Here is a 24,924-nt window from a genome sequence, read left to right as displayed (position 1 = left end):
TCTGGCACAACAAACGACCTTTACTCAGCACATCATTCCGCCAGGTAATGATTAACGAGAACACCATGTCCAAACGCCTCGTGCCCTCGATGGCCGCCCTGCAATGCTTCGAAGCTGCCGCCCGTCATTTGAGCTTTACCCGCGCGGCCGAAGAGCTGCACCTGACCCAAAGCGCCGTCAGCAAACAGGTGGCGCAGTTGGAGGACATGCTGCGCCATCACCTGTTCCTGCGTATACGGCGACGTCTGCAATTGACGCCGGCCGGCGCGCTGTACCTGGCCGAAGTGAACAAGATCCTCACCCAGGTCGACATGTCGAGCCGCTACATCCTCTCCTATGGCGAACAGACCGAGGTGCTCAAGGTCGCCACCCAGCCAAGTTTCGGCGTGCGCTGGCTGATACCGAACCTGAAGGGCTTCGGCAAACGCCACCCGAACATTCACCTGGATATCCGCAACGAGATGGAGCCCTTCGCCCTGCTTCAGGGTAATGCCGATGTGGTGTTTTTCTTTGGCCAGGGCACATGGCCCGGCGCAACCTGCATCGAACTGTTCGGCGAAGAGATGGTGCCGGTCTGCTCGCCAGAGCTGTTGCAAGGGCGCACCCTGAACGATGCCAGTGAAGTGGCCGACCTGGTGCTGCTGCAAGCCACCTCGCGCCCCGAAGCCTGGCACGAGTGGTTCCTTGAACAGGACCTGCATTCGGCGAACAGCTATCACGGGCCGCGCTTCGATACGTTCTACATGTGCCTGAGTGCCGCCCAGGCTGGTTGTGGCGTGGCGTTGGTGCCACGCTATCTGGTGGCTCAAGAGCTGGCCGAAGGCAAGCTGGTCGTTCCTTGGCAGCACGCGATGAAAAGCAACGGCGCGTATTTCCTGGCGTTCTCCGAACATGCTGCAGAAGTGCCCAAGGTACGCAGCCTGGTGGAGTGGATTCGCGAACACGTGTGAGCGCCGACGTTTCCTGAATTTCAGGAATGATGGCTCGACTTTTTTTCGCTTGTGTCGGAACAGCATTCCTCGCTTTCATGTAAGCCTGCACTTTTCACCAGGAAGCTTTCGATGACCGCTCAAGATTTCGTCAGCCCGGATAGTATTCGCGCACAGTTCTCGGCCGCCATGTCGCAGATGTACAAACAGGAGGTGCCGCTGTACGGCACACTGCTGGAGTTGGTGAGCGAGACCAATCACCAGGTGATGCAACAGCATCCCGACATCGCCGAAGCCCTGCGCTGGACCGGCGAAATCGAACGCCTCGACCAGGAGCGCCACGGCGCCATCCGCGTGGGCACGGCTGAAGAGCTGGCTACCATTGGTCGCCTGTTCGCAGTCATGGGCATGCAGCCGGTGGGCTACTACGACCTCAGCCCTGCCGGTGTGCCGGTGCATTCCACAGCCTTTCGGGCCGTCCACGAACAGTCGCTGCATATCAGCCCGTTCCGCGTCTTTACCTCGCTGCTGCGCCTGGAACTGATCGACAACCCGCAGTTGCGCGAACTGGCCCGTGGCATCCTCGCCAAACGGCAGATCTTCACCCCACGTGCGCTGAGCCTGATCGAGCAGTTCGAGCGTGATGGCGGCCTGAACGACGTCGATGCCCGTGAGTTCGTCGAGCAGGCGCTGCATACCTTCCGTTGGCACAACACCGCCACGGTCACCGCCGAGCAGTACCGTCAGTTGCATGATCAACACCGTTTGATCGCTGATGTGGTGGCCTTCAAAGGCCCGCACATCAACCACCTGACGCCGCGCACACTGGACATCGACGCCATTCAGGTCGGCATGCCGGCCAAGGGCATTCCACCCAAGGCGGTCATCGAAGGCCCACCACGCCGGCGTTGCCCGATCCTGCTGCGCCAGACCAGCTTCAAGGCACTTCAGGAGCAGGTTGCCTTCAGTGACCAGGACGCCACGGCAGGAGGCAGCCATACAGCCCGCTTCGGTGAGATTGAACAACGCGGCGCCGCACTGACGCCCAAAGGGCGCGCACTGTATGACCGCCTGCTCGATGCCACACGCGAAAACCTGGGTGGTGTCCCCGCAGAAGCGAACGCTGAGCGCTACATGAGCCTGTTGGCAGAACAGTTCCAGGCCTTCCCGGACGACCTGGGGCAAATGCGTCAACAAGGCCTGGCCTACTTCCGCTACTTCCCGACTGAAAAGGGCATGGGCGCACGTGATGCCGCGCAACGACCGACCTCGCTGGACGCGTTGATCGACGCTGGGCACATTCACTTTGAAGCGCTGGTCTACGAGGACTTCCTGCCGGTCAGTGCCGCAGGCATCTTCCAGTCCAACCTGGGTGATGACAGCCATAGCCAGTACGGCAGCAACGCCAACCGCGAGGCGTTCGAGCAGGCACTGGGCAAGTCGGTCCAGGATGAATTGGCGCTGTACGCGCAGAGTGAGCGTCGCTCGCTGCAGGCCTGCGCCGAGGCGTTGAACCTGGCCTCGTTGTAAACCGCTGAGCGGCTTTGCCTACCCCCACGAAGATCGCCTACGTGCACCCTTCGTGGGGGCAGGCTTGCCAGCGATGCGGGTCAGCCTGGATGTGTGGCCTCAAGCGCATTCAGTACCTGCACATCCGGCAGGTTCATGACCTGGGCTTCATGTTGCAGAAAGTCGCTGAGCCGTCGCAGCCGCTCGCCACCGGGACGGGTCTTCGGCCATACCAGGTAGTAATCCAGACCACTGGCCACCGCCGTCGGCCAGGGCAGGCTCAAACGCCCCTGGGCCACATCCTCGGCCACCATCAGCAGGTCGCCCATCGATACGCCATAACCACGCGCCGCAGCGATCATGCCCAACTCCAGCGTGTCGAACACCTGACCGCCCTTGAGCGAGATCTGCTCGGTGAGGTGCATGCAGGCCAGCCAACTGCGCCAGTCGCGTTTGTCCGGGGTCGGGTGCAACAGCTCGACCGAGGCCAGCCGTTCAGCGTCCCAAGGGCCGTCATTGAGCAGCTCTGGCGAACCGACCGGTACCAGCAGCTCGGAGAACAGACGGTTGACCTCCCAGTCCGGGGGAAAATGACCATCACTCAACAGCACCGCACAATCGAACGGCTCCTGATTGAAATCCACATGATCGACATCCATCCAGGCGCTGGTCAGTTGCACCTCGTTGCCGGGCTGTAAATGGCGGAAGCGGCTCAGACGGGCCAGTAGCCAACGCATGGTGAGGGTTGATGGCGCTTTCATGCGCAGGATGTCGTCTTCACTGCGCAGCGTGTTGCAAGCCCGCTCCAGTGCAGCGAAACCCTCACGCACGCCGGGCAACAACAAGCGGGCGGCTTCACTCAGCTGCAACGTTCGGCCATTACGTAAAAACAGTCGACAAGCGAAGTGATCCTCCAGCGTACGAATGTGCCGGCTGACGGCACTCTGGGTGATAGAGAGTTCCTGTGCCGCCCGGGTGAACGAGCTATGCCGGGCGGCTGCCTCGAATGCCCGTAGTGCATACAGCGGCGGTAAACGACGTGACATGACCCTGCTCCCGACAACACCCCGATACGTGATGAGCGATCTTACTCGCATGAGTTTTAATCATGCCAATGATCGTTATTATCCTTTTGTGCAGCATCGTCCAAAGCCCGAGAATCAATGGCTTCACCTTACCTTGCCCGCGAACAGGACGATCATCATGCAAGCCGTGCCATCAAAAGAACTCAAGGCGTTGCTACGCCTGGCCGGGCCGCTGATCGCCTCTCAGTTGGCACACATGCTGATGCTGCTGACCGACACCCTGATGATGGCCAGGATCAGCCCGCAGGCCTTGGCCGGGGGTGGGCTGGGTGCAGCGAGCTATTCCTTCGTGTCGATTTTCTGTCTGGGGGTGATTGCCGCTGTCGGCACGTTAGTCGCCATTCGCAAGGGTGCTGGCGATACCGAAGGTGCCACGCGCCTGACCCAGGCGGGCTTGTGGCTGGGTTGGGTGATGGCACTGGTTGCCGCATTGGTGCTGTGGAACCTGTCGCCAGTGCTGTTACTGCTTGGCCAGACACCGGACAACGTCGAGGCCGCCAGCCAGTTCCTGCTGTTGTTGCCCTTCGCCCTGCCCGGCTACCTGACCTTTATGGCCTTGCGCGGTTTCACCAGTGCGTTGGGGCGTTCAGCGCCGGTGATGGTCATCAGCCTGGTCGGCACCGTGCTCAACTTCCTGCTCAACTATGCGCTGATCGAAGGCCTGTTCGGCCTGCCAAAACTCGGGCTGGTAGGGATCGGGCTGGTCACGGCCATCGTCGCCACCGGCATGGCGGTGGCGCTGGCCCTGCATATTCATTGGCACCCGGCCTATGACGCCTATGCCATCCGCCACCGCTTGAGCCGACCATCCTGGCCTGCCTTGAGCGAGTTGTGGCGGCTTGGCCTGCCGATTGGCGGCACCTACACGGTAGAAGTCGGGCTGTTCGCCTTTGCGGCGCTGTGCATGGGCACCATGGGCAGTACCGAGCTGGCAGCACACCAGATTGCCCTGCAGATCGTTTCAACAGCGTTCATGATCCCGGCAGGGCTGTCCTATGCCGTGACCATGCGGGTCGGCCTGCATTTTGGTGCCGATAACCTGCGTGCTGCGCGGCTTGCCGGGCGAGTCGGGATCGGGTTTGGCGCCTCGCTGATGCTGGCGTTTGCGGTGTTGTTCTGGCTGCTGCCAGAAGCCTTGGTCGGGCTGTTCCTCGACCAGGGTGATCCGGCGTTCGCTGAAGTCATTCAATTGGCGGTCAGCCTGCTGATGGTTGCCGCCTGGTTCGAGCTGTTCGATGGCACCCAGACCATTGCCATGGGCTCAATCCGCGGCCTGAAGGACGCCAAGACCACCTTCCTGATTGGCTTTGTCTGCTATTGGCTGATTGGTGCACCTGCCGCCTGGGTTTTCGCTTTCCCGCTCGACGGCGGAGCCGTCGGTGTCTGGTGGGGCCTGGCATTGGGGTTGGCATGCGCCGCAATCTGCCTGACCCTGGCATTCGAGTGGCGGATGAAACGCATGCTGGGGGTACCAGTGGAAACCCGACTTGCCAGTGGTGCAGGCGCTGTATAAACAGGCAACCTCATGCAGGGCAATACTCAGGCTTCGTGCTCGCCTTCAATCGCCTGGGCCTGAATTGCCGCTTTGCCATGTATGGCCGAATAAGTGCACAGTTGCTGCAGGCGCCGCTCTAGCTCCATCAGCAGCCGATTACGCGTGCTCAGTACTTCGCTCTTGTTGAAGAAACCGGGCTCAACCGTATAGATGTTGAACATCTGATTGATCTCCGCCGGGGCAGCAATGATGAAATTTTCAGCGGAGCTGTGGTTGTAGAGCGCAACCATTTCCCCGGTCTGGCTCTGCGCCGCTCGAACAAACAGCATGGTAATGTCCTGGCCTTCGCGTATCCGCACGGCCTTGTCAGCGAACTGGAAGCAGGCCTCTTTTCCATCGCGCAACTTCACCCAGAACTCGTGCTCTTGTACGTTGCGGCTGCTGACGTAGGACGATGACGAGCTACTCCCGGTCGAGCCGTAGCCATTAATGAGATAACCACCGCTGGAGTGATGCGAGTGGCCAGCGGCCAAGTGCACCTGGTTACGCTTCTGGGTGTCCAGTACCTGCCCGGTCACGACGAAGAAGTAGAACTGGCGCCCATAGTGGTTGAACGGTTCGTCGATGAAGTTCACATCTTCGGGTGACAGGCTGATGTCGTACATGGTCCGGATCATTTCATCGCGGGCGGCTTTGTCGTGCTTGGCCTGCTCCTGAAGTTCGGCGCGCCGAACCTTGGCATCATCAATGGCCTTGAGTGCTTGAGCCTTCAGCACCGGTGTTTTTTCCTGAGCATAGGCCGCAGCCTTTTCACCGGCTTCTTTCAGCACCGGCGCGGCCTTCTGCCCTGCTTCAACGGCGAGGTCCTTGGCTTTGTTCAGTGCCTGAGCAGCCTTGGCGGCCAATTCAGGGTTGGCGTTGACAGCTTTTTGCTTCAGCTCATCCCAGAGACTCATCGTCTATCCCTTTTTAATGCTGCATCAATGAAAAGGCCATCTACAGACGACCTGACAATCGGAAAACCGTAACCGTCAACCAGAGGGTATGCCGGGCAGTCTACAGGCACTTATGGACCGCGGCGATCCACGCCACACGATCACGCTAGCACACTGCCGGGATGCGCCAGGCCGCGAAAAACGTGCCCTCCAGCGTGAAATCACCCATTAGACAAGCCAATAGCACTTTGCCACCCATTTGAATTGACGGCGTGTCGAGTTTGCCGTTAGTGTGGCTGCACTTTTTGAGTGCCATCAATGGGGCACTCAAATACTTATGGATGAGTGATCAAGGTAGGGATGATGCGCGGAGTACTGCTACGTAGCGGCAAAAGTGAAGATTTCACCGCACTAGGAGAAACAGGCCAACCGGTGTACCGGGCAGCGCTGCAATTGCGCGAGGCTATCCGCCGCAAGAACCCCGACCAACCTGAACTGGTCGAGCACCTCGCCATTCCGCAAACCGACGAGCGCGGCAGTACCATCGATTGGTACAGCGATCGGCCGGGTGATGTAATCCCCTGGAGCAGCGCAACCGAAGAAGAACGGGCACCCGCCCGTGCTCAACTGGAAGTGCTGCAACGCAAGATCGATGAGCTCAGCAATGACCTGCTGGGCCTGGATGCCAACGGTCAGCCGCTTCCCGGTAGCAAGCCAGGCGCTCAGGGTGATCGGACGGTGTTCGGCAAGCTGCTGACCTGCGTGGTGCCATTTCCCGACGAGAATTTCGTGTACCTGGTTGATGGTCGGCCAGTCCTGACGTTCTGGGGCTTCGTCCACGCGGGTGCCGAGCGCAGCCGCCAGCCACTGCATTGCCTCTACCCAAGCACAGCCAAAGTTGCCGAGCCGGCACCACCAGCACCGGTCGCACCGCTGGCGGCACCCGCCGCAGCACCATTGCTCAGCCAGGCAACCAAGCCATCCTGGTGGCGCCGCTGGTGGTGGTTACTGCCGTTGTTGCTGTTGCTCCTGCTGTTACTGCTGTTTGGCCTGCGTGGCTGCCTGCCCAACGCTGCACTGCCAGGCTTGCCAGGTATGCCGCAGGTTGAAGTACCGTCTATGAATGTGCCCTCCTTGAATGGGCAACCCGGCGTCACCCTGCCCGGCGGCGCAGTCTCAGCGGGTAACGGGCTGAACGTTTCTGGCAGCACAGTGGGCATGCCAAATACCGCGCCAGGCAGCGTAGCTGCACCAGCCAATGAAGGTGCCGGTACAGGCTCCGCCGCCAACACCGCGCCGGAGCCCACCACTGCGCCACCAGTAGCGCCAGACGAGGCACCTGCCAGTGCGGCACAAACGCCGCCCGCAAGCGCAGGGGCACCCGCCAACGCCCCATCGACACAACTACCGGCGCTTGCGGAAGGCACCCAGCCTTCGCCGCTACTGAGTATTCCTGCAGATGCCGCAGACGGTACGGCCAACTTCCTCAACGGCGACTGGAGCGGTGCCGGCATCCAGGAAGTCGGCACCGGTAAGCCGCTGCGTCTGAAATATGACTTCCAGGACGGCAAAGGTAACGCCACGGTCAGCCGCTCTGACGGCGTGCGTTGCAGCGCTCCGGTGGTCGCGGCAATGAACGGCGGCAATCTGTCGATCAATAGCGATGGTCAGGCCGCCTGTGCCGATGGCAGCAGCTATGACCTGCCCCAAGTGAACTGTAAACCAGGCGCCCAGCACATCGCCGACTGCAGCGGTAGCTACGGCACCGAAGCGTTCCCGATGCTGATGAAACAAGCCGGCCAATAACACGAGAAGCGCAGAAGATGTTGCCTGAAATCACCCAGTTCGAAGAAACGGTCACGCTGATCAGCGATACCGGCATTCAGTTTATGGACTTCGCCCTGCGCCTGGGCCCAGATGGCGAGCAAGCCGGCAAATTCGTGCAGCTCAACAACGGTCTGGTACCTACGCGCCTGTTGTGGTCCAAGGAATACAAGGATTTCTACGAACCGGAGCCCGACAAAGTCGTGCCGGTAGAGTTCGACTCCAGCGAAGACAACCACTTCCGACTGAGCATGGAAGAAAGCCTGAAGCTGTTTGACGGCATCTGGCTGCCCATTCCGTTTCTGCGCTTCATGCCGCCCTATCGCTTCGACGAGGGGCCGAACAACTGGTCGCGGATGCGCCTGATCAAACTGGCCGAGCCCGATATTGACGGCAATACGCACCGTCTCACGCTAGCCTTTGACAGCCGTATCATGCCGTCCGTCAGCGGCACCGCCTACCTGGCGCCAAACGAAGAAGACGTGCGCTCTGGTGTGGCCTTCAAGATCGCCTGCAGCGCCCGCGAGTACGGCTGGTTCCTGACTCACAGCTGGATCCGCGAGTGGCTCAGTGAGCTGTATGCCGAAGCCCGTGCAGACTGGACCCGCGAGCGCCTGGACAAAGACCTCAAGGGCAACCGCCACCTCGGGCATTACCTGAACCTGCTGAGCCTGCTGCGCCGCCCGACACCTGCAGAGCAGAGCACAGAAAAGCCCAAGGTCGAAATCCCCGAGATCAAGGTCGTCGCCAATGACGCCTTGGGCGTTGTGCGCCCGATTCCGGTGGACCTGGTGCTGGACGTCGGCAACTCACGCACCTGCGGCATTCTGATCGAAGATCATGGCCAGTCGGGTTCGGGCATGAAGCACAACTATGTGCTGGAGCTGCGCGACCTCAGTGAGCCCGAGAAGATCTACAACCAGGCCTTTGAGAGCCGCGTCGAATTTGCCCAGGCCTATTTCGGCAAGGACCATTTCTCGGTCAAGAGCGGCCGTCACAATGCCTTCCAGTGGGCCACGATTGCCCGTGTCGGCGGCGAGGCCGGACGCTTGGCCAGCCGCCGTCGCGGCACCGAAGGTTCCACCGGCCTGTCCAGCCCGAAACGTTACCTGTGGGATGAGAAGGCCTATGGTCATGGCTGGCGCTTCAACGCTTCGTATGTCAAAACCGACAAGGAGCCGCTGGCGACCGCCGCACCTTTCTCGCACTTGATCAATGACCTCGGCCAGGCGCTGTACCTGCCGCCAAAGAACGACATGCCGGTGTTCACACCGCGCTATTCCCGCAGCAGCCTGATGACGTTCATGCTGGCCGAGGTGGTCACCCAGGCGCTGTCGCAGATCAACAGCCCGGCCCAGCGTTCACGCCAGGGCCATGCGCGGGTACCGCGCCAGCTCAATAGCATCACCCTCACCGTACCGCCAGGCATGCCGCAGGCCGAACGCAGCATCCTCAACAACCGTATGAACGAGGCCGTCGGCCTGGTGTGGAAGAGCCTTGGCTGGCATGAGGGCGAGAGCAACCCGTTCAAGGACAAGTCGGTCAAGCCGCTCACACCGCTGCCGAGCATTCGCGTTGAATGGGACGAGGCCAGCTGCGGGCAACTGGTGTACCTGTACAACGAGGTCAACGAGAACTTCGCCGGGCACCCGGAAGAGTTTTTCGCAGCCCTGGCGCGCCCGGACAAAAGTGAAACCGAGCAGATCACCCTGGCCACCATCGACATTGGTGGCGGCACCACGGATCTGGTGATCACCGACTACCACCTGGACCGTGGCAGCAACGGCGGCACAGGCAGTAACGTACACATTGTGCCCAGCCAGCGCTTCCGCGACGGATTCAAGATCGCGGGCGACGACATCCTCCTGGACGTCATTCAAGAGTTCATCCTGCCCAGTTTCAAGCAGGCGCTGCAGAACGCCGGGGTATATGCCCCGGATGCCCTGATGTCGCGCCTGTGCGGCAACGGCGATGCCAGCGCCCAGGAGCGGATTCTGCGTCAGCAGCTCAACCTGCAGGTGTTCATGCCGCTGGGTCTGGCGTTGCTCAAAGCCTATGAGCAGTACGACCCCGAAACCCCAGTGGAGGTTGTTGAGCGCTCATGGCAAGAAATACTGGGCGATGCTGTTGTCAACGACAGCGTGCTGGAGTACGTGTATGCCGCCGTGCGCCGTGATGTTGGCCGTGACGGCACCCTGGACCTGCTGAAAACCCCTATCGCTTTTGACCTCGAACAGGTACATACGGCGTTCCTCGGTGGCCAGATCAACATCACCAAGATCCTCGCCGAACTGTGCGAAGTGATTTTCCACTACCCCTGTGACGCACTGTTGCTGACCGGCCGCCCGTCGCGCCTGCCGGGCATTCAAGCCTTCATTCGCCAGCGCTTGCCACTGCCACCGGGGCGCATTCTGCCACTGCAGAACTACCGTACTGGTGGTTGGTACCCGTTCCACAAAAACGGCCTGATCGACGACCCGAAAAGTACCGCCTCGGTGGGAGCAATGATCTGCCTGCTGTGCTCCAAGCACAGTGTGCCGAACTTCTACTTCCGCACGGCAGCACTCAAACCGTACTCGACCATCAAGCACTTCGGCCAGATTGATAACGCCGGCACTATCAAACACGGTGACGTGCTCTACCACAACCTGACCTCCGACAAAGGCCGCATTCAACTGCCAATCGTGGGCGAAGGTGAACAACGCGGTACGCCGTGGCTGGAAATGCGCGGCGACATGCACCTGGGTTACCGCCAACTGGCCGCCGAGCGCTGGTCCGCATCGCCACTCTACACGCTGCGTTTTACCGCCAGAGGCAGTCGTAACTTCTCAAGCGCCATCGGCAAGGGCGGTGAAACGCCGGTGCTGCGCATTCGTCTGGCCGTGGACGAGCCTTCGGACCAACTGCTGGAGCAGGGCCTGATCAGCGACAAGCTGGTCATCGCTGAGCTGCAATCGAATATCCAGGATGCCGATTTCGATTTTGAAAGGGATCTTGAGCTCTCACTCAATACCATGCCGACCATGAGCCTGAGTGACAGTGACTATTGGCTCGACAGCGGGAACGTCAAAGGAAAATGAGCAATCTAACGCCAAAGCAACAGCAGCTGATGGGTGCCTGGGGTGCCGTTCACAAAGGTGCGAACGAAGCGCTGGAGTGGATTCAACAGGTGCGCGGCAACGCCGCCAGCGTAGAGGCCGAGGGCGATGCCCTCAACCTCCGGCTGCACCAGGCACGCAACCGAGCCAAAGACCTGCAGCGCGCCGCCGGCACACCGATGGTGATCGGTTTCTTCGGCCTGTCTCAGGCCGGCAAGTCGTACCTGATTTCCGCCTTGGCAGCCGACAGCCGTGGCCGCCTGGAAACCGACTTCGGCGGCAAGACCCTTGATTTCATCGAGCACGTAAACCCCACTGGCCTCGGCAAAGAGGCTACAGGGCTTGTGACACGCTTCAGTCGCTGGGCCAAACCAAGCCCCGATGCCAATTTTCCGGTAGAACTGAAGCTGTTCAGTGAAATCGAAGTGGCTAAGATTCTGGCTAACGCCTGGTTCGAGGACTTTGACCAGGAAAAGCTCGACTACACCTTCACTGACGCCCGCATTCAGGATGTGCTCAAGGCTTTCGAAGGCCAGGAGCATGAACAGGTACAACCTGGGGTCACCGCCGACGATGTAGTGGCCCTGTGGGACTACCTGAAAGGCAACTACGAAAAGTCCGTGCGCAAGCTCAGTGAGCTTTACTGGCCGCGCGTAATGAAATTGGCACCACGGTTGAACTACCGTCAGCGGGCCAAGCTGTTTTCTGTGCTATGGGGCGAGCAACACCTGCTCACCGAGGTCTACGAACAACTGGTCGGTGGCCTGCACAAAATGGGCTTCCCCGAGACCGTGTTCGCACCCTTGAGCGTACTGGTGAAAGACGACAACGGCGTCTACACCCAAGCCAACAGCATCATGAACGTCGATATCCTCGGGCGTCTGGGCACCAATCGCGACCTGCCGGTGAACGTGTTGCCATTGTGCGACGGCAAACTGCAGAGCAGCGTGGGCCTGAGCATCGCCCAACTCGCCGCACTGACTGCTGAGATGACCTTCCGTCTGATCAATCGTCCGCAAGACCCGGTCGTAGAGGAAGTCGATTTGCTCGACTTCCCAGGCTATCGCACCCGGCAGAAACTGCTGCGCATCGAGGATGCGGCCGACCCGGATGCAGTCGAGCAAGTCAATCCGGCCTCGACCCTGATCCTGCGGGGCAAGGTCGCCTACCTGTTTGAGCGCTACACCGACTCGCAACAAATGAATGCCCTGGTGCTCTGCACCAGCTCGTTCAAGCAAAGCGAAGTGGTCAGTGTTGGTCCAGTGCTCACCCGCTGGATTCACCGCACCCAGGGCCGCACGCCGAAAGAGCGCGGCCAGCGTGAGCCAGGCCTGATCTGGGCCCTGACCATGCTCGACGGTTTCATCAGCAACACACTCGGCCTGAGCGAAGGGCAACTGCCCGAAGGCTGCGAGAACATGATGAAACTGACGATGATCGAGCGTTTCGGCACCCAGGAGTGGATGAAGGACTGGGCAAGTACTCCGTTCAACAACACCTATCTGGTACGCAAGCCTCGCCTGGACACGGCCTTTATCGAGCGTGACGCTGGCACCGGCGAAGAAACCGCATTCACTGATCGGCATACGCAGCGCCTGGAACAATTGGGCCAGTGCTTCGCCGCCAGCCCTTCTGTGCAGCGTCACGTGAAAGACCCAGGCACCGCCTGGAAAGCCATGCTCGAGCTCAATGATGGCGGCATCAGCCGTTTCAGCAGCAGCTTCAAGGGCGTTGCCAACATCGACTTCAAGCTCACCCGGATCGAAGAGCAACTGGAAGAGTGCCGTACAGAGCTGCTTGAAAACGGCCTGTACGCCTGGCGTGAAGAAGACTTTGAGAAAGTGCTGGAGAAGAAGCGCGAAAAGGCGCAGATGCTCCTCAACCAGTTGGGCGCTGATCCCGATGTATTGGGCGAGTTGATCCATGAGCTCCAACTGCCGGTCGACGAATTGCGCGAGCTGTACCTGGGCGGTGTGTATGACATCGACGGGCTGGACGACGATGCAGAACAAGAGCCGGAGCATAACGCCAAGGCCCCGGCCAACAAGGCCCCTGCAATCAATTTCGGCAACCTGTTTGCCAACCCCGCCGCAGAGCCAGTAGCAGCGCCAGCGAAGCCGCTGACACGGCGACTCACCTCAGAGCAACGCTTTGCCCGGGCGGCCCTAAAAGCCTGGATCAAGCATATGCGCGAGCTCGGTTCACGCACACTGCTGCTCAACAGCCTGCGGTTGAACAAAAGCGTGGTCGACAGCCTCACCGAGGAGCTGATCAGCGCCGTGCGTAGCCCGAGCTTCCTCACAGAATTGGACGAAGCCGTGACCCGTCGCGCCCAAAGCGGCACCCGCCGCGATCAGATGGTGCAGCGTCAGGTGTTGGCCGTGCAGTTGGTAATGCGCGACTTCATCTCCTGGTTCGGCCTGCTGAGCAAACCCGTAAGCGCACGCCCCAACAGACTGTTGGGTGCTCGCGAGCCGTTGTTCAGTTTCTACCGCTCGGTGGCTGTTGGCGAACTGCCCGTGCTGCCTGAACAGCCCTCGCATCAAGAGCAGCTTTATTTGGTGGATTGGTTGTCGGGGCTGGCCTGGCTTACCCAGGAAAACGCCAAGAGTGGCGCCGACCCCGAAATTACCACCGAGCAGCGACGCCAACTGGCCGTCCTGCTGAACACATTTGAAGCGAGTTAATCCATGGGTATCAGAGTTGACGTGCTGTCACTGAGCAGCAACGTTCCAGGCCACGCGCGCGTTCGAGTCAGTGGCTGGAGCGAAACCACCGACAACCTCGAGTTTTCGGTACAAAGCAGCCAAAGCCAACATTTCCTGCAGAAGGAAGCACAGTGGAGTAGCAGCCCCTACTGGTTCCAAATTACTCAGTTGGAAACCGTAGACGACGCACAAGCCTTCGAGACCCGAATTGGGCCGGAGCTACTCGACCCCTTGCTGGAACTCAGCAACAACGCCATGTTCCGCATTGAACTGAAGGGCTCGGGCCTGAGCGAGGAAACCGTACTGCGGCTGGCCAAGGACCTGCAGCATTCGTTGTCGCAAGGGAGCACCCCGACAAACGCAAACAGCGGCACGCTGGAGGTACCGGCAACTGCGCCGGTAGAGGAGCAGGCGCCGTCCCAGGCGACGACGGTCGCTCAGGCCGCCCCCCTGACAGAGCCTGAAGTGGTTACCCCGGCGCCAGCTGTGGCAGCCACAACGCCGACGAAAAAGAACCGCTGGCTGTTGCCGGTACTGCTATTGGTACTACTGGCAGCTATCGCGGCAGGCGCCTGGTGGTGGCTCAAACAGCAACCGGAACCTGCCGCACCCAAGCCTGCGGAGCCGGAAAAACCTGCACAGGTCGAGCCCGCAGTAACCGCGCAGCCTTGCACGCTGGAAAGCATGAAGAGCCAGTCGGAACTGGCTTTCGTGCAGAGCTGCATCCAGCAGGCGCCGGACAGCACTGCGCTGCTGGAAGTGATCAACGTCGCCAAGGCCAACAGCACGTGCGGCGTCGCCCAGCGCCTGTACGCCAACCGCGCTCAGGGCGGCGACGTCCAGATCGCCACAGCCTACGCCCACGAATATGACCCAAAATACCACCAGGCCAGCGAGTGCTTCAAAGCACCTGACAACGCCACTGCCGCCTACTGGTACGAGACCATCCTTAGCTTCGACGAGAACAATGCCGATGCCAAGGCGCGTCTTGAGGAGCTCAAACAATGAGTATGCGTCTGCGCGGATTGACGGCTGCCTTGCTGGCCTTGAGTCTCAGCCCGGCCTTGCAAGCAGCGGACACGCCTCTGCTGCAAGCAGGTAAGAAAACCCTGTTTCAACGCGTCCTGACCACGCCAAGCTGCCAGCTCAGCGACGCAGCAGGTGCTTCCAGCGGCGCAGCCCAACCCGCGTTCAGCCGTTTTTACGTGTATGAACGGGCTCAGGTCGACAACCGAGAATGGTTGCGGGTTGGCCCCGACACCCAGGGTAAGAGCATCGGCTGGTTACCGGGCGAGTGTACTGTTGAGTGGAAAATGCAGCTCACGCTGGCGTTCACCAACCCTGCCAACCGCGACCGCCTGCTGTTCTTCAAGGAGCGCAATCAGCTCGAGGGTATTCTGGACGCCCCCGATCCGGTCAGTCATGTCGCACCACTGCGGGCCAAGCTCAAGAAAGGCAGCGAGGCGCCCGGCGTGTTGGCTCAGGAGCCGGAATACTTCATCGACCTGCAGAAGAACTTCTACCTGCTGCCGGTGTTGAGTGGCGAAGAAGTGATGACCGAGGAAGGTTTCCGTACACGAATCCTCAATGTCGCCTCGGTGAGCAAGGCCGACGCCAGCAGTAGCGCTGCGGCGAATGCGAATTCGCCAGGCAATGCCAAGACCCAACTCAAGGCCTTCAGCGCGGCGGTGGTGTTCGTCATCGACTCGACCATCTCCATGGACCCATACATTGATCGCACCCGTGAGGCGATCAAGCGCGTATATGAGCAGATCGAGAAGGAAAACCTCGGTCAGCAGGTCAAGTTTGGCCTGGTCGCTTACCGTTCCAGTACCAAGGCGGTACCAGGCCTGGAGTACGTAAGTAAAATGTACGCCGACCCCAACACCGTCAAAGACGGTGCCGACTTCATGGCCAAGGTCGCTGACCTGAAACAGGCCAAGGTCTCCAGTAGCACCTTCGACGAAGACGCCTACTCCGGCGTCATGCACGCGGTGGACAAGGTCGACTGGAGCCAGTTCGGTGCCCGTTATGTGGTGCTGATCACCGACGCAGGCGCCATCGACGGTGGCGACAAACTGTCGGGCACTGGTTTGGGCGCGGAGCAGGTGAAGATCGAGGCCAGCAACCCTGGTGTCGCCCTCTATACTCTGCACCTGAAGACCCCAAGCGGTGCCAAGAACCACAGCAGCGCCGAGGCCCAGTACCGGGCGCTGTCGAATTACCCGGGAACCAACACCTCCCTCTACTATCCGGTTAACGCTGGCGATGTGGATGCATTCGGGCGCAAGGTGGACGGCCTCGCCGCCGCCATTACCCAACAGGTAAAGTCGGCCTACATGGGCGAAGACGCCATTGGCAGTGCAACCAACGCCAAAGCCGATCCGAGCGAAAAGAAAATGCTCGAAGACGCCGCGCTGATCGGCCATGCCATGCAACTTGCCTATCTCGGTAAAACCACCGGAACCAAAGCACCACCCGTGTTCCAGGCCTGGATCAGCGACCGTGACCTGATCAAGCAGAACCTGCCGACCACCGATGTGCGTGTGCTGCTGACCAAAGCTCAGCTCAGTGACTTGAGCGATGTACTCAAGCAGATTCTGGACGCAGCCAACGAAGGCATGATCTCGCCCAGCGAGATGTTTACCCGCCTGCGCTCGGTAGCCGCCACCATGGGTGCCGACCCGAACCAACTGAAACAGGGTGCCAACACCCGTGTTGCGGACCTGGGCGTGCTGGGTGAGTACCTGGAAGACCTGCCGTACCACAGCGACGTGCTGAACCTGGATGAAGAAACCTGGAAAGGCTGGGACGGCCTTGCTCAGGAGAAGTTTATCCGCAGCCTGAGTACCAAGCTGCGCCACTACCAGCGTTACAACGCCGACGTGGACCGCTGGGTTGCACTGGCACCCGGTAGTGATAGCCGCGATAACGTCTATCCGGTACCGCTCGAAATGATGCCCTGAGCCCCATGCTTGACATCAAAGGACTGTTGGTAGCGCGCGGGGAAGGCGCCCAGGCTCATCGGGTGCGGCTCAATGAGCTGCATCTGGAGCACGGTGAAATTCGTGCCATTACCGGCGAGAGCGGCTGCGGCAAGAGCACCCTGCTGGAAGCCATCGGCTTGCTCCTGGCGCCTCAGCAACTGAACCACTATCGCCTTGGACGTGAGGCGGTGGATGTACGCCAGTTGCTGGCTGAGAACCAGCAGCCGGCGCTGGCCGCATTACGCTCCCGACAGCTCGGTTTCGTGTTGCAGAACGGTGGCCTTCTGCCGTTTCTCAAGGTACGCGACAACATCCAGTTACCACGGCGCCTACTCGGCCTCTCCAGCCGCAGTCGTGCCGTCGAGAAAGCGATTGAAGTCCTGCGCCTTGAGCCGTTGCTCGACAAGTACCCGCAGTCCCTGTCCATCGGTGAGCGCCAGCGCGTGGCCTGTGTGCGCGCCATCGCCCACGAGCCACAGCTGCTATTGGCCGATGAGCCCACCGCCGCACTGGACCCACACAATGCTCAGCGCCTGTTCGAGCTGCTACTGAGCCTGGTCAACGAGCTGGGCCTCAGCGCGTTGGTGGTGTCCCATGACTGGGCATTGATCGATCAGTTCGGCCTACCGCGACTGTGCGCAGTGAATGGGGAAGGAGAAACACGCTTTGAACCCCTGGTTTAAACAGCTGGGGCTGCTGATGCAGCTTTCGGTGGCCGATCTCTGGCATGACCGCAAGGTCTCGCTGTGCATGGCAGCCTCGCTAATGGCGGTGATCGCCCCCCTGTTGCTGCTGTTCGGGCTCAAGCATGGCGTGGTCAGCCAACTGCAACAGGAACTGCTGAGCGACCCGCGCAACCTTGAAGTGAAGATGCTCAGCAGCAGCCATTACGACCTCGACTGGCTGGAACGCTTGCGCCAGCGCCCGGAAGTCGGTTTTGCCATTGGTCAAACTCGCTCGCTGAACACCCAGGCCGACCTGCAGGGCGAGCGTGGGCGCTTTGCCGATAACATCGAGATTATTCCCACCCAAGCCGGCGACCCACTACTCAACACGCCTTTGAGTGCAGTACAAGGCAACCAGGTCATTCTCAGTGCCCGTACAGCTGAACGCCTGGCCGCCAAGGCCGGCGACAACATTCGGCTTCGCGTCGCCCGCCGTCTGGACGGTGTCAACGAACGCGGCGAGCAAACACTGCAGGTGCAGGCCGTGCTGGAGCCCGCACGTTTTACCCGCCCTGCAGCCTTTGTCAGCCCCGAACTGCTGCTCGACCTAGAGTACTTCCGTGACGGCTATCGCGTGCCGATCCTGGGCAGCACCAGCGGCCAACTGCTGGACAGCGTGAAGGTTGGTTATGCCCGGGCCAGGGTCTATGCCAAAGACATCGACAACGTCGAAGCGTTGGAGCGCTGGCTCAACGAGCAACATGTGGAAACCAGCAGTCGTCTCGCTGAGATCGATAGCGTCAAGGCGATCAACCATGTGTTGGGTCTGATCTTTGGGGTGATTGCCGGTGCCGCACTGATCGGTTGCATCGCCTCGCTGGTCGGTGCCTTCCTGGCCAATATCGACCGCAAACGCCGTAACCTCGCAGTATTACGCCTGCTGGGCTTCGGCAGCCTTGCCGTGGCCGGCTATGTGGTGCTGCAGGCACTGCTGCTCAGCGCTGTGGGTTACATCGGCGGCCTCGCTGGCTATTTTGCTGGCAGCGTACTGTTCGATCACTTGCTGGGCAGCAGCCAGGCTACTGGCACGTTCATCTGCCACATCACGTTTGGGCACGGCCTGACCGCCCTGCTCCTCGCGTTCCTAGTCGCCGCGCTGGTCGCCATGATCGGCGCCCTGCGAGCCATTCGAATTCAACCTGCGGAGAGTCTGCGTGAGCTCTAAAGCCTACGGCCGTCTACTGTTCTTGCCCCTGAGTTTCGGCTGCCTGATGCAAGCCTCGGCTGCGGCCTGGGAGGAGAAACACTATAACCCCATGCCCGACACCGACGATGTAGTGCTACCCATGCCCTGCGAAGGGTCGATGGTGTTTCGCAAGGTGCTGATCCCTCTGGCCGGACCATTAGACGACTACCCAATCAACATTGGCCAGGACAGTGCCGAGTGGGGTTATGTCGAGCAGACCCGACCCGCCTTTATCGCCGGTAGTTTCACCAGCGCGAAAGGTGAGAAATCGCGCTACTACCTGATGGCCAAGTATGAAATGACGCAGTTGCAATACCGTGCATTGACGGACGAAACCTGCCCGACGCCGTCGAACAAGCTGCGCCTGCCGGAGGTGTCGCTGAGCTGGCTCGATGCACTGCAAGCAACCGATAAATACAACCGCTGGTTGCGCGCCAACGCTGCCGCAAAACTGCCCAAGGAGGATGGCGCCCAGGGCTTTCTGCGCTTGCCCACCGAGGTCGAATGGGAGTACGCAGCGCGCGGTGGGCTGCAGGTCGGTACCGCTGAGTTTCGCGATGCTCGCTACCCGATGCCCGAGGGTTTGAATGCCTACGAATGGTTTGCTGGCGCCCAGTCGTCGAACGGCAAGCTGCAGCTCAGCGGGCTGCTCAAAGCAAACCCCCTGGGCCTGCACGACATGCTTGGCAACGCCAGCGAGATGATGTTTGAACCCTTTCACTTGAACAAACTGGATCGCCAGCACGGGCAGGCCGGTGGCTATGTGGTGCGCGGAGGCAACTACCTGACTGCCGAGGGCGAGCTACGCACGGCGCTGCGTGAAGAAGAGCCGTACTACAACGCCGAAGGCCCGGTGACCAGCAAAACCACAGGCATGCGCTTGGTGCTAGTGTCGCCCACGATGACCTCTCGCGAACGCGTCAGCAGTATTGAGAGTAGCTGGAAGAAGCTGGGCGGCGATGAACCCACCGGACACGCCAAGGACAAAGGCACCGTGAAAGCCCTGGAAGACCTCGCCTCGAAGGTTGATGACCAAGGCCTGAAAGACCAGCTCAAGACCGTAGAAAACCAGCTGCGTGCGAGCAACCAGCAACAGCAGGAAGCTCGCGATCAGGCGATCCGCGCCAGCCTCAACCTCGGCGCTTTCCTCTGTACCAAGATGCTCGACGACGGCCAGTACCTCGACTTCCTGCAGAAGAACTATGCCAGCAACTGCAAGGCCGGCGAAGAAGACCCCACCTGCGGCATGCGCAAAACCAAGCTCGAAGAACAGAGCACGCGCTTGCACAAGCTGAGCCGTTACTACGCCAGCTCTTTGGTGGAGTCCGGGTCGCTCTATGGCAAGCCCCTGCTGGAAGCGCAAGTGCCGGTGCTGGAGGGCACGCTCAAGGCCAACAAGAACCTGAAGGAGCTAATGCCTTACCTACGTACCCACTGGGCTAACCAGGCCGAATTCCTCAAAACCCAGAAAATCGACACTGCAGCCTGGCTCAACAGCTGCAAGGCCGTAACCCTCTGATCAACAACGAGTCAAGGAACGCGAACGTGAATACCAATAAAGCAGGCATCTCCCGGATTTGGGTCAGTGTGATGGTAGTAGTCAGCCTGGTGCTGAGCGGTTGTGCTGGTACCGGTAGCTCAATGTTGGGTGGAAGCAGCAACGCAGACCCACGGCTGACCTCCGGCAACGATGCCAAGTTTTTCACCACCTCGGGCTATCAGGCCTGTGCTGTCGCCGCAGCCGGTGGCGTGCTCGCCTGCACCCTGTCGAACTCGAGCAACAAAGCTACCTGCGCCATCGTCGCCGGCCTTGCCGCGTGTGGCGTGGCCATGGGCGCCAACTACTACCTGGATCAGCGTCGTGCCCAGTACTCCGACACCAACCAGCGCCTGACGATGATGACCACCGATGTTCAACAGGAAACAGCCAAGGTTGCCGAGCGGACCAACACTCTGCAGCGCGTGATCAACGACGACAAGCAACAAATCGCCGCCCTGCAACGCGATATTCAAGCCAAGACGGTTAACAAGGCCAAGGCTCAGCAAGACGTTGCCGCCATCGACAGCAACATTGCCTTGATGCGCAAAGACGTAAACAACATGAAAGCCCGTGTCACCGAATTTGAGAAGGTCGCCAAGCTTGAGCGAGAAGGCGGCGCCAACCAGGCTGAGGTGCAGAAGGTCGAGGCAGAAATTGCCAAGATGAACAACAAGGTCGTTGCCCTGCAGCAGGAGGTCGACGGCCTCTACAGCCAGCGCTCGGCAATTACCCTGGGCTAAGGAGCACGCTATGTACCTACGCCTCAGCCTTTGCATTCTGGCCCTGCTCTCAGTGGCCGGGTGCGCTACTACTGCGTCACAGTGCAATGCCTCCGACAGCGACGTCAGCATGATCAAGAAGCTCAACTGCGACTACGGCGGTGGTTACAGTGAGCAGGTACGCAACAGCGAGCAGGCCTTGGTCGATGCCCGTGAGCAGAACCGTCAGTTCAACGACGTGTATGCTCAGCTCAGCGCGCAGCAGACGTCGACCCGCCAGGACCTGGCAACCGTACAACGTCAGCAGGCTAGCCTGGAAAAGTCGCTTAATGGTCTATTGGCAACGCTCAAGGCCCGGCATGCCAACAAGCGCGACGTGCAACAGCAGATAGCGGGCCTTGAACAGCGGATGAAAGCCTCGCAGAACGCCCCTGCCAACACGGCCAACGCCGCCCAGGTCGAGGCCCGCAAGCAAGAGCTGAAAGCTCTGCAGCAGCAGGTCAGTCGCCTCCAGCTAAGCCTCGGTTACGAGTAAGCCTATAACCGGCAGCTTCGGCTGCCGGTCCTTTTCAGGACATCCTCATGCAACGGGTTATCCGTGATGCCAGCACGAGCCAGGACGGCTTAGCCTCGCTCGAACACACCGTAGCGATTATCGCCAAGCATTTTCCACCCAGCGTTGCTCACCTCTATGCGGTGCCACGAAAAGGCGCCGATGGCGCCCGTGAATGGTGGTCGGAACTGACCGGACAGCCACGCCAGTACCGCGAACTCAACGCCGATGAGCAACAGGCGTTGCTGGAGATCTATGCGCAGCGCCAAGACGCGGTCACGCAATTGGCCAACGAACTGGAACGTCGCGGCCAGGGCACAGAAGCTAGCGCACTGCGGCGACTGGTAGGGCCACCGAACCTCGACAACCTTTACAGCATCAATGGCTACCCGCTGTTGGTGCGCTGGGGTGACCCTGAACCCAGGCCTGCACAAGGCCCTACTCCGCAAGCAGCCGCACCAATTGTGCGTCGGCGAACGTGGATCTGGTTGCCTTGGTTCCTGCTGCCATTACTCTTGCTGCTTACGCTACTGCTCGCGCTGTGGATTGGCTGGCCTTACCTGCAACGTTGGCTGAATACACCCCAGCCGCAGCACTTCGCCTGCGTTAAAGACCCACAGGTACAACCCCCTGAGTTTTCCGTAGTCCTCGATACCTCCGGCTCAATGCAACTGAGCGTGGATGCCACGCTCGAGGACGAGCAATGGTTTTTCACCCTTGGTCAAGAGGACGGAGCCGACCCTGAGCGCCTGGCCCGGATAACCCAAGGCCCAATACGCATGGACGTGGCCAAGAGCGCGTTGAGCCAGATGGTGAACGACCTGCACCCGGCCATCGACATGCGCATCGTGACCTTTGATGGCTGCCGCGCGCCAATCGACCATGGCCAGTTCAGTCTTACCCAACGCCCGGCCTTGATCCAAGGCATTAAAGGCCTCGTGGCCAACGATGGCACTGCACTCACGGCAAGCCTGGAAAGCGCAGCGCGCACGATGAATGGTCGTGACCGCGACGGGGTAATCGTAATGTTCGTCGATGGTGCAGACGGTTGTGGCCAAAACGCTTGCGACGTGGCGCAACGTATTGCCCGAGAACAACCACGGTTGCGGGTCAACCTGGTCAACATCAGCAACAACAGCCTGGCCAGTTGCATCGCTGACAGCACCGGTGGCCGGGTGTATTCAGCAAACAATGCCGTGGAAATGGCGAAGGCCCTGCAAGACGCCAGCCAAGAGGTTTCCGGCAGCGCCAATTGTGACTAATGCCTGTTGACTGTAAGGAATGAACGTATGCAACGGGTAACCCGCGATGCCCATGCAAGCCAGGACAGCGCACAGGCTCTGGATCAGACGGTAGCGTTGATTCGCCAGCACTTTCCGCCAACTATTGCTCACCTCTATGCCATCCCCCGCCAAGGTAAAGATGGCGCGCTGGAGTGGTGGTCAGAGCTTGCCGGGCAGCCACACCTCTACGCCACGTTGAACCGTGAACAGCAGGCGGCGTTGTTGATGCGTTATGAAGAACGCCAGACCGCAGTGGGTCACCTGGCCCTGGAGCTGGAACGGCGGGGTCAGGAGCAGGCGGCCAACGCTCTGCGCGGCCTGATCGGGGCACCCGACCTCGACAATCTCTACAGCGTCAATGGCGAGCCACTGGTGGTGCGCTGGGGTCAGCAACCGGCCCCGCTGCAGGCTCCCTCTGTAGCTCACAAGCCGAAACCGGCTCCAGTCACTGCACCGACCAAACCTGCGGCCCCGAAACCGGCCCCGGCACCACGCACGGTGTCTCCACCTCGACGCTGGCTCATGTGGCCCTGGTTACTGGGATTACTGCTACTGGCAGCGCTCTGGTGGATGTACGCGTGGTGGCCTTCAATCCACCAATGGTGGGTAGCACCAGGACGCCCTACCTTTGCCTGCGTTCCAGGTACCCCTTCACAGGCCGCCGAGTTTTCCGTGGTACTCGATACCTCAGGCTCGATGGACAGCCGTATTCGGGTCAAACAAGAAAGTGACCCGTGGTACATCGACCTGCTGCAAAAAGTCCCGCTGCTGGAGGATTACCTTGCGTCCAAAGGCCCACAACGGGTCACGCGTATGGAGGTCGCCAAGAACTCACTCGGCACGTTGGTGGAGAACCTGGACAAAGACATAGACATGCGTCTGGTGACGTTCAACGGTTGCCGCGCACCACTGGACCATGGCGTATTCGACCGAGACAAACGTCCACAACTCACAGAGCTGATCCAGAAACTCGATGCCAAGGGCGGTACCGGGTTGGGCATCAGCCTTGAAGCGGCAGCCCGGCAGATGAACGGTCGTGACCGCGACGGGGTGATTGTGATGTTTGTCGACGGCAGCGACAGCTGTGGCCAAAGCGTCTGCAAGGTGTCCCGTCAGATAGCCCAGGCACAGCCGCGACTGCGGATCAATGTCGTCAACATCAGTGCCAGTACGGGCTCGAACTGCGCGGCCGAAAATACCGGCGGCCGTGTCTACACAGCCAATGATGCGACAGCCGTGGCTGCAGCACTGCAAGAAGCCAGCCTGGAAGTGTCGAGTGGCGTACGTTGTGAATGACCGCCCTGCCGACGATCCGAACTTTACGCCAATGACGCTTTTCAATCGGACCGATGCCGCTTTCAACCTTGCCCTGTGGTGATTACTGCACGATTCTTTAGCTATCGATCGTCACTACCACCACTTGGCAGGGCTCCCTATGAAAACCGTGGCACAGCTCCTGAAATTGAAGTCCCAGCAGCATCAGCAGGTTCACACTATTGCCCCTGACCAGATGGTGCTTGATGCGCTGCGGGTGATGGCTGAAAAGAACGTCGGTGCCTTGCCAGTCGTTGAAGGCGGCAAAGTGGTCGGTGTAATCAGCGAACGCGACTATGCGCGCAAGATGGTACTGAAGGGGCGCTCATCGGTGGGCACACCGGTCAGTGCAATCATGAGTGCGCCCGTGATTACGGTAGGGCCGCATCAGAACATCGATACCTGCATGAGCATGATGACCGACGGCCACCTGCGTCACCTGCCGGTAGTGGAGAACGGTGAGCTGCTGGGCCTGTTGTCGATTGGCGACCTGGTCAAGGCAGCCATTGCGGAACAAGCAGACCTCATCCAGCAACTGGAACACTATATTCGCGGAGACTGAAGCCGAGGGCTGATTTCAGATCAGCCCTGCACCGTCGTCTTCATCGTCGACCAACAGGCGGGTCAGGCCTCCCAGGGCGATACGTGCCTGGGAGCGCCCAAGCAGCTTGCCTTGGGCGCCTTCTGGCAAGTCGGTGATGCTGATCAGCCCTTTGCGGGTCAGCACATCGATCAAGTCTTCCAGTACCCGGATCATGTCCAGGTCGCTTTGCTTGAGTTGCTGAAGGCTGCCTTCCAGCACGTCGTCAGCAAACCACTTCTGAATTTCCGCGTTGTCGGCTGGCAAGGTTTCCGTAGCGTCGGCATAAGCTGCAGCTTCTACCCGGAGCAATTGGCCCTGTGCATCGCGTTGCACGTAGAACATGGGGTACCCCTCGTTTGTGTCAGTCCATATCCGCCATCAGCAGCATAGGCCAAGCCCGCCGGGCAGTAGCGCCCGGCGCGCCAGTATGCGCCGCGAAGACAGTATAGGG

19 protein-coding genes are annotated in these 24,924 nt (G+C 60.2%); 16 read left to right on the top strand and 3 right to left on the bottom strand.

What is annotated here, in order from left to right:
* Window positions 1–65: 65 nt before the first annotated feature.
* On the top strand, window positions 66–950 hold the full coding sequence (locus tag CS390_RS00980; protein WP_065759791.1) for a LysR substrate-binding domain-containing protein: 885 nt from the start codon (window positions 66–68) through the stop codon (window positions 948–950).
* A 111-nt stretch (window positions 951–1,061) separates the two neighbouring features.
* Window positions 1,062–2,459, top strand: a complete 1,398-nt coding sequence (locus CS390_RS00975) for a VOC family protein (protein WP_099773269.1) — start codon at window positions 1,062–1,064, stop codon at window positions 2,457–2,459.
* A gap of 80 nt (window positions 2,460–2,539) precedes the next feature.
* Here the strand turns inward: CS390_RS00975 and CS390_RS00970 are convergent, their stop codons facing one another.
* Window positions 2,540–3,484 carry a LysR substrate-binding domain-containing protein gene (locus tag CS390_RS00970; protein WP_099773268.1) on the bottom strand — a complete coding sequence of 315 codons (945 nt, stop codon included), beginning with the start codon at window positions 3,482–3,484 and terminating at the stop codon, window positions 2,540–2,542.
* Between the two features lie 157 nt (window positions 3,485–3,641).
* Here CS390_RS00970 and CS390_RS00965 point away from each other — a divergent pair, with 157 nt between their 5' ends.
* Complete coding sequence (locus CS390_RS00965) at window positions 3,642–5,036, top strand: NorM family multidrug efflux MATE transporter (RefSeq protein ID WP_065759794.1); 1,395 nt, start codon at window positions 3,642–3,644, stop codon at window positions 5,034–5,036.
* Between the two features lie 26 nt (window positions 5,037–5,062).
* On the opposite strand, the gene CS390_RS00960 is transcribed toward CS390_RS00965, so the two are convergent.
* Entirely contained in the window at window positions 5,063–5,974 is a 912-nt protein-coding gene (locus tag CS390_RS00960) for a hypothetical protein (protein ID WP_065759795.1), read from the bottom strand.
* 342 nt (window positions 5,975–6,316) lie between these two features.
* Between CS390_RS00960 and CS390_RS00955 the strand changes: the two genes are divergently transcribed.
* The 13 genes from CS390_RS00955 (at window position 6,317) to CS390_RS00895 (ending at window position 24,452) form a co-directional block, all read left to right on the top strand.
* Window positions 6,317–7,759, top strand: coding sequence for an SrfA family protein (locus tag CS390_RS00955; RefSeq protein ID WP_099773267.1), 1,443 nt, complete (start codon window positions 6,317–6,319; stop codon window positions 7,757–7,759).
* A 17-nt stretch (window positions 7,760–7,776) separates the two neighbouring features.
* Window positions 7,777–10,857: a virulence factor SrfB gene (locus CS390_RS00950; RefSeq protein ID WP_099773266.1), complete on the top strand. Its 3,081-nt coding sequence runs from the start codon at window positions 7,777–7,779 to the stop codon at window positions 10,855–10,857.
* Window positions 10,854–13,562, top strand: a complete 2,709-nt coding sequence (locus tag CS390_RS00945) for a putative virulence factor (RefSeq protein WP_099773265.1) — start codon at window positions 10,854–10,856, stop codon at window positions 13,560–13,562. Before CS390_RS00950 ends, CS390_RS00945 begins: the two co-directional genes overlap by 4 nt.
* A gap of 3 nt (window positions 13,563–13,565) precedes the next feature.
* The gene (locus tag CS390_RS00940; RefSeq protein WP_099773264.1) at window positions 13,566–14,591 is read left to right on the top strand and encodes a hypothetical protein; all 1,026 of its coding nucleotides are present in this window, start codon (window positions 13,566–13,568) and stop codon (window positions 14,589–14,591) included.
* 2 nt (window positions 14,592–14,593) lie between these two features.
* Window positions 14,594–16,549 (top strand): vWA domain-containing protein, encoded by a 1,956-nt coding sequence (locus tag CS390_RS00935; protein ID WP_099776499.1) that lies wholly within the window; start codon window positions 14,594–14,596, stop codon window positions 16,547–16,549.
* Window positions 16,550–16,554: 5 nt separating this feature from the next.
* A complete protein-coding gene (locus CS390_RS00930; RefSeq protein WP_065759800.1) occupies window positions 16,555–17,253 on the top strand; it encodes an ABC transporter ATP-binding protein in 699 nt (232 codons plus the stop codon).
* Window positions 17,237–18,460, top strand: a complete 1,224-nt coding sequence (locus CS390_RS00925; protein ID WP_065759801.1) for an ABC transporter permease — start codon at window positions 17,237–17,239, stop codon at window positions 18,458–18,460. Before CS390_RS00930 ends, CS390_RS00925 begins: the two co-directional genes overlap by 17 nt.
* The gene (locus tag CS390_RS00920) at window positions 18,450–20,000 is read left to right on the top strand and encodes an SUMF1/EgtB/PvdO family nonheme iron enzyme (protein ID WP_065759802.1); all 1,551 of its coding nucleotides are present in this window, start codon (window positions 18,450–18,452) and stop codon (window positions 19,998–20,000) included. Before CS390_RS00925 ends, CS390_RS00920 begins: the two co-directional genes overlap by 11 nt.
* A gap of 71 nt (window positions 20,001–20,071) precedes the next feature.
* Window positions 20,072–20,761, top strand: a complete 690-nt coding sequence (locus CS390_RS00915) for a hypothetical protein (protein WP_099776497.1) — start codon at window positions 20,072–20,074, stop codon at window positions 20,759–20,761.
* A gap of 10 nt (window positions 20,762–20,771) precedes the next feature.
* On the top strand, window positions 20,772–21,275 hold the full coding sequence (locus CS390_RS00910) for a hypothetical protein (protein ID WP_065759803.1): 504 nt from the start codon (window positions 20,772–20,774) through the stop codon (window positions 21,273–21,275).
* 47 nt (window positions 21,276–21,322) lie between these two features.
* Window positions 21,323–22,555, top strand: coding sequence for a VWA domain-containing protein (locus CS390_RS00905; RefSeq protein ID WP_065759804.1), 1,233 nt, complete (start codon window positions 21,323–21,325; stop codon window positions 22,553–22,555).
* Window positions 22,556–22,582: 27 nt separating this feature from the next.
* The gene (locus tag CS390_RS00900; protein WP_099773263.1) at window positions 22,583–23,872 is read left to right on the top strand and encodes a VWA domain-containing protein; all 1,290 of its coding nucleotides are present in this window, start codon (window positions 22,583–22,585) and stop codon (window positions 23,870–23,872) included.
* A gap of 139 nt (window positions 23,873–24,011) precedes the next feature.
* Window positions 24,012–24,452, top strand: a complete 441-nt coding sequence (locus tag CS390_RS00895) for a CBS domain-containing protein (protein ID WP_065759806.1) — start codon at window positions 24,012–24,014, stop codon at window positions 24,450–24,452.
* 15 nt (window positions 24,453–24,467) lie between these two features.
* Here the strand turns inward: CS390_RS00895 and CS390_RS00890 are convergent, their stop codons facing one another.
* Window positions 24,468–24,815, bottom strand: coding sequence for a tryptophan synthase subunit beta (locus CS390_RS00890; RefSeq protein WP_065759807.1), 348 nt, complete (start codon window positions 24,813–24,815; stop codon window positions 24,468–24,470).
* Between the last annotated feature and the right edge of the window lie 109 nt (window positions 24,816–24,924).

It is taken from the genome of Pseudomonas sp. HLS-6, from assembly GCF_002753995.1.
Taxonomy (GTDB): Bacteria; Pseudomonadota; Gammaproteobacteria; order Pseudomonadales; family Pseudomonadaceae; genus Aquipseudomonas; species Aquipseudomonas defluvii.
Note: the sequence above shows the minus strand (reverse complement) of the source record. Positions and strands in the feature narration are given on the sequence as shown.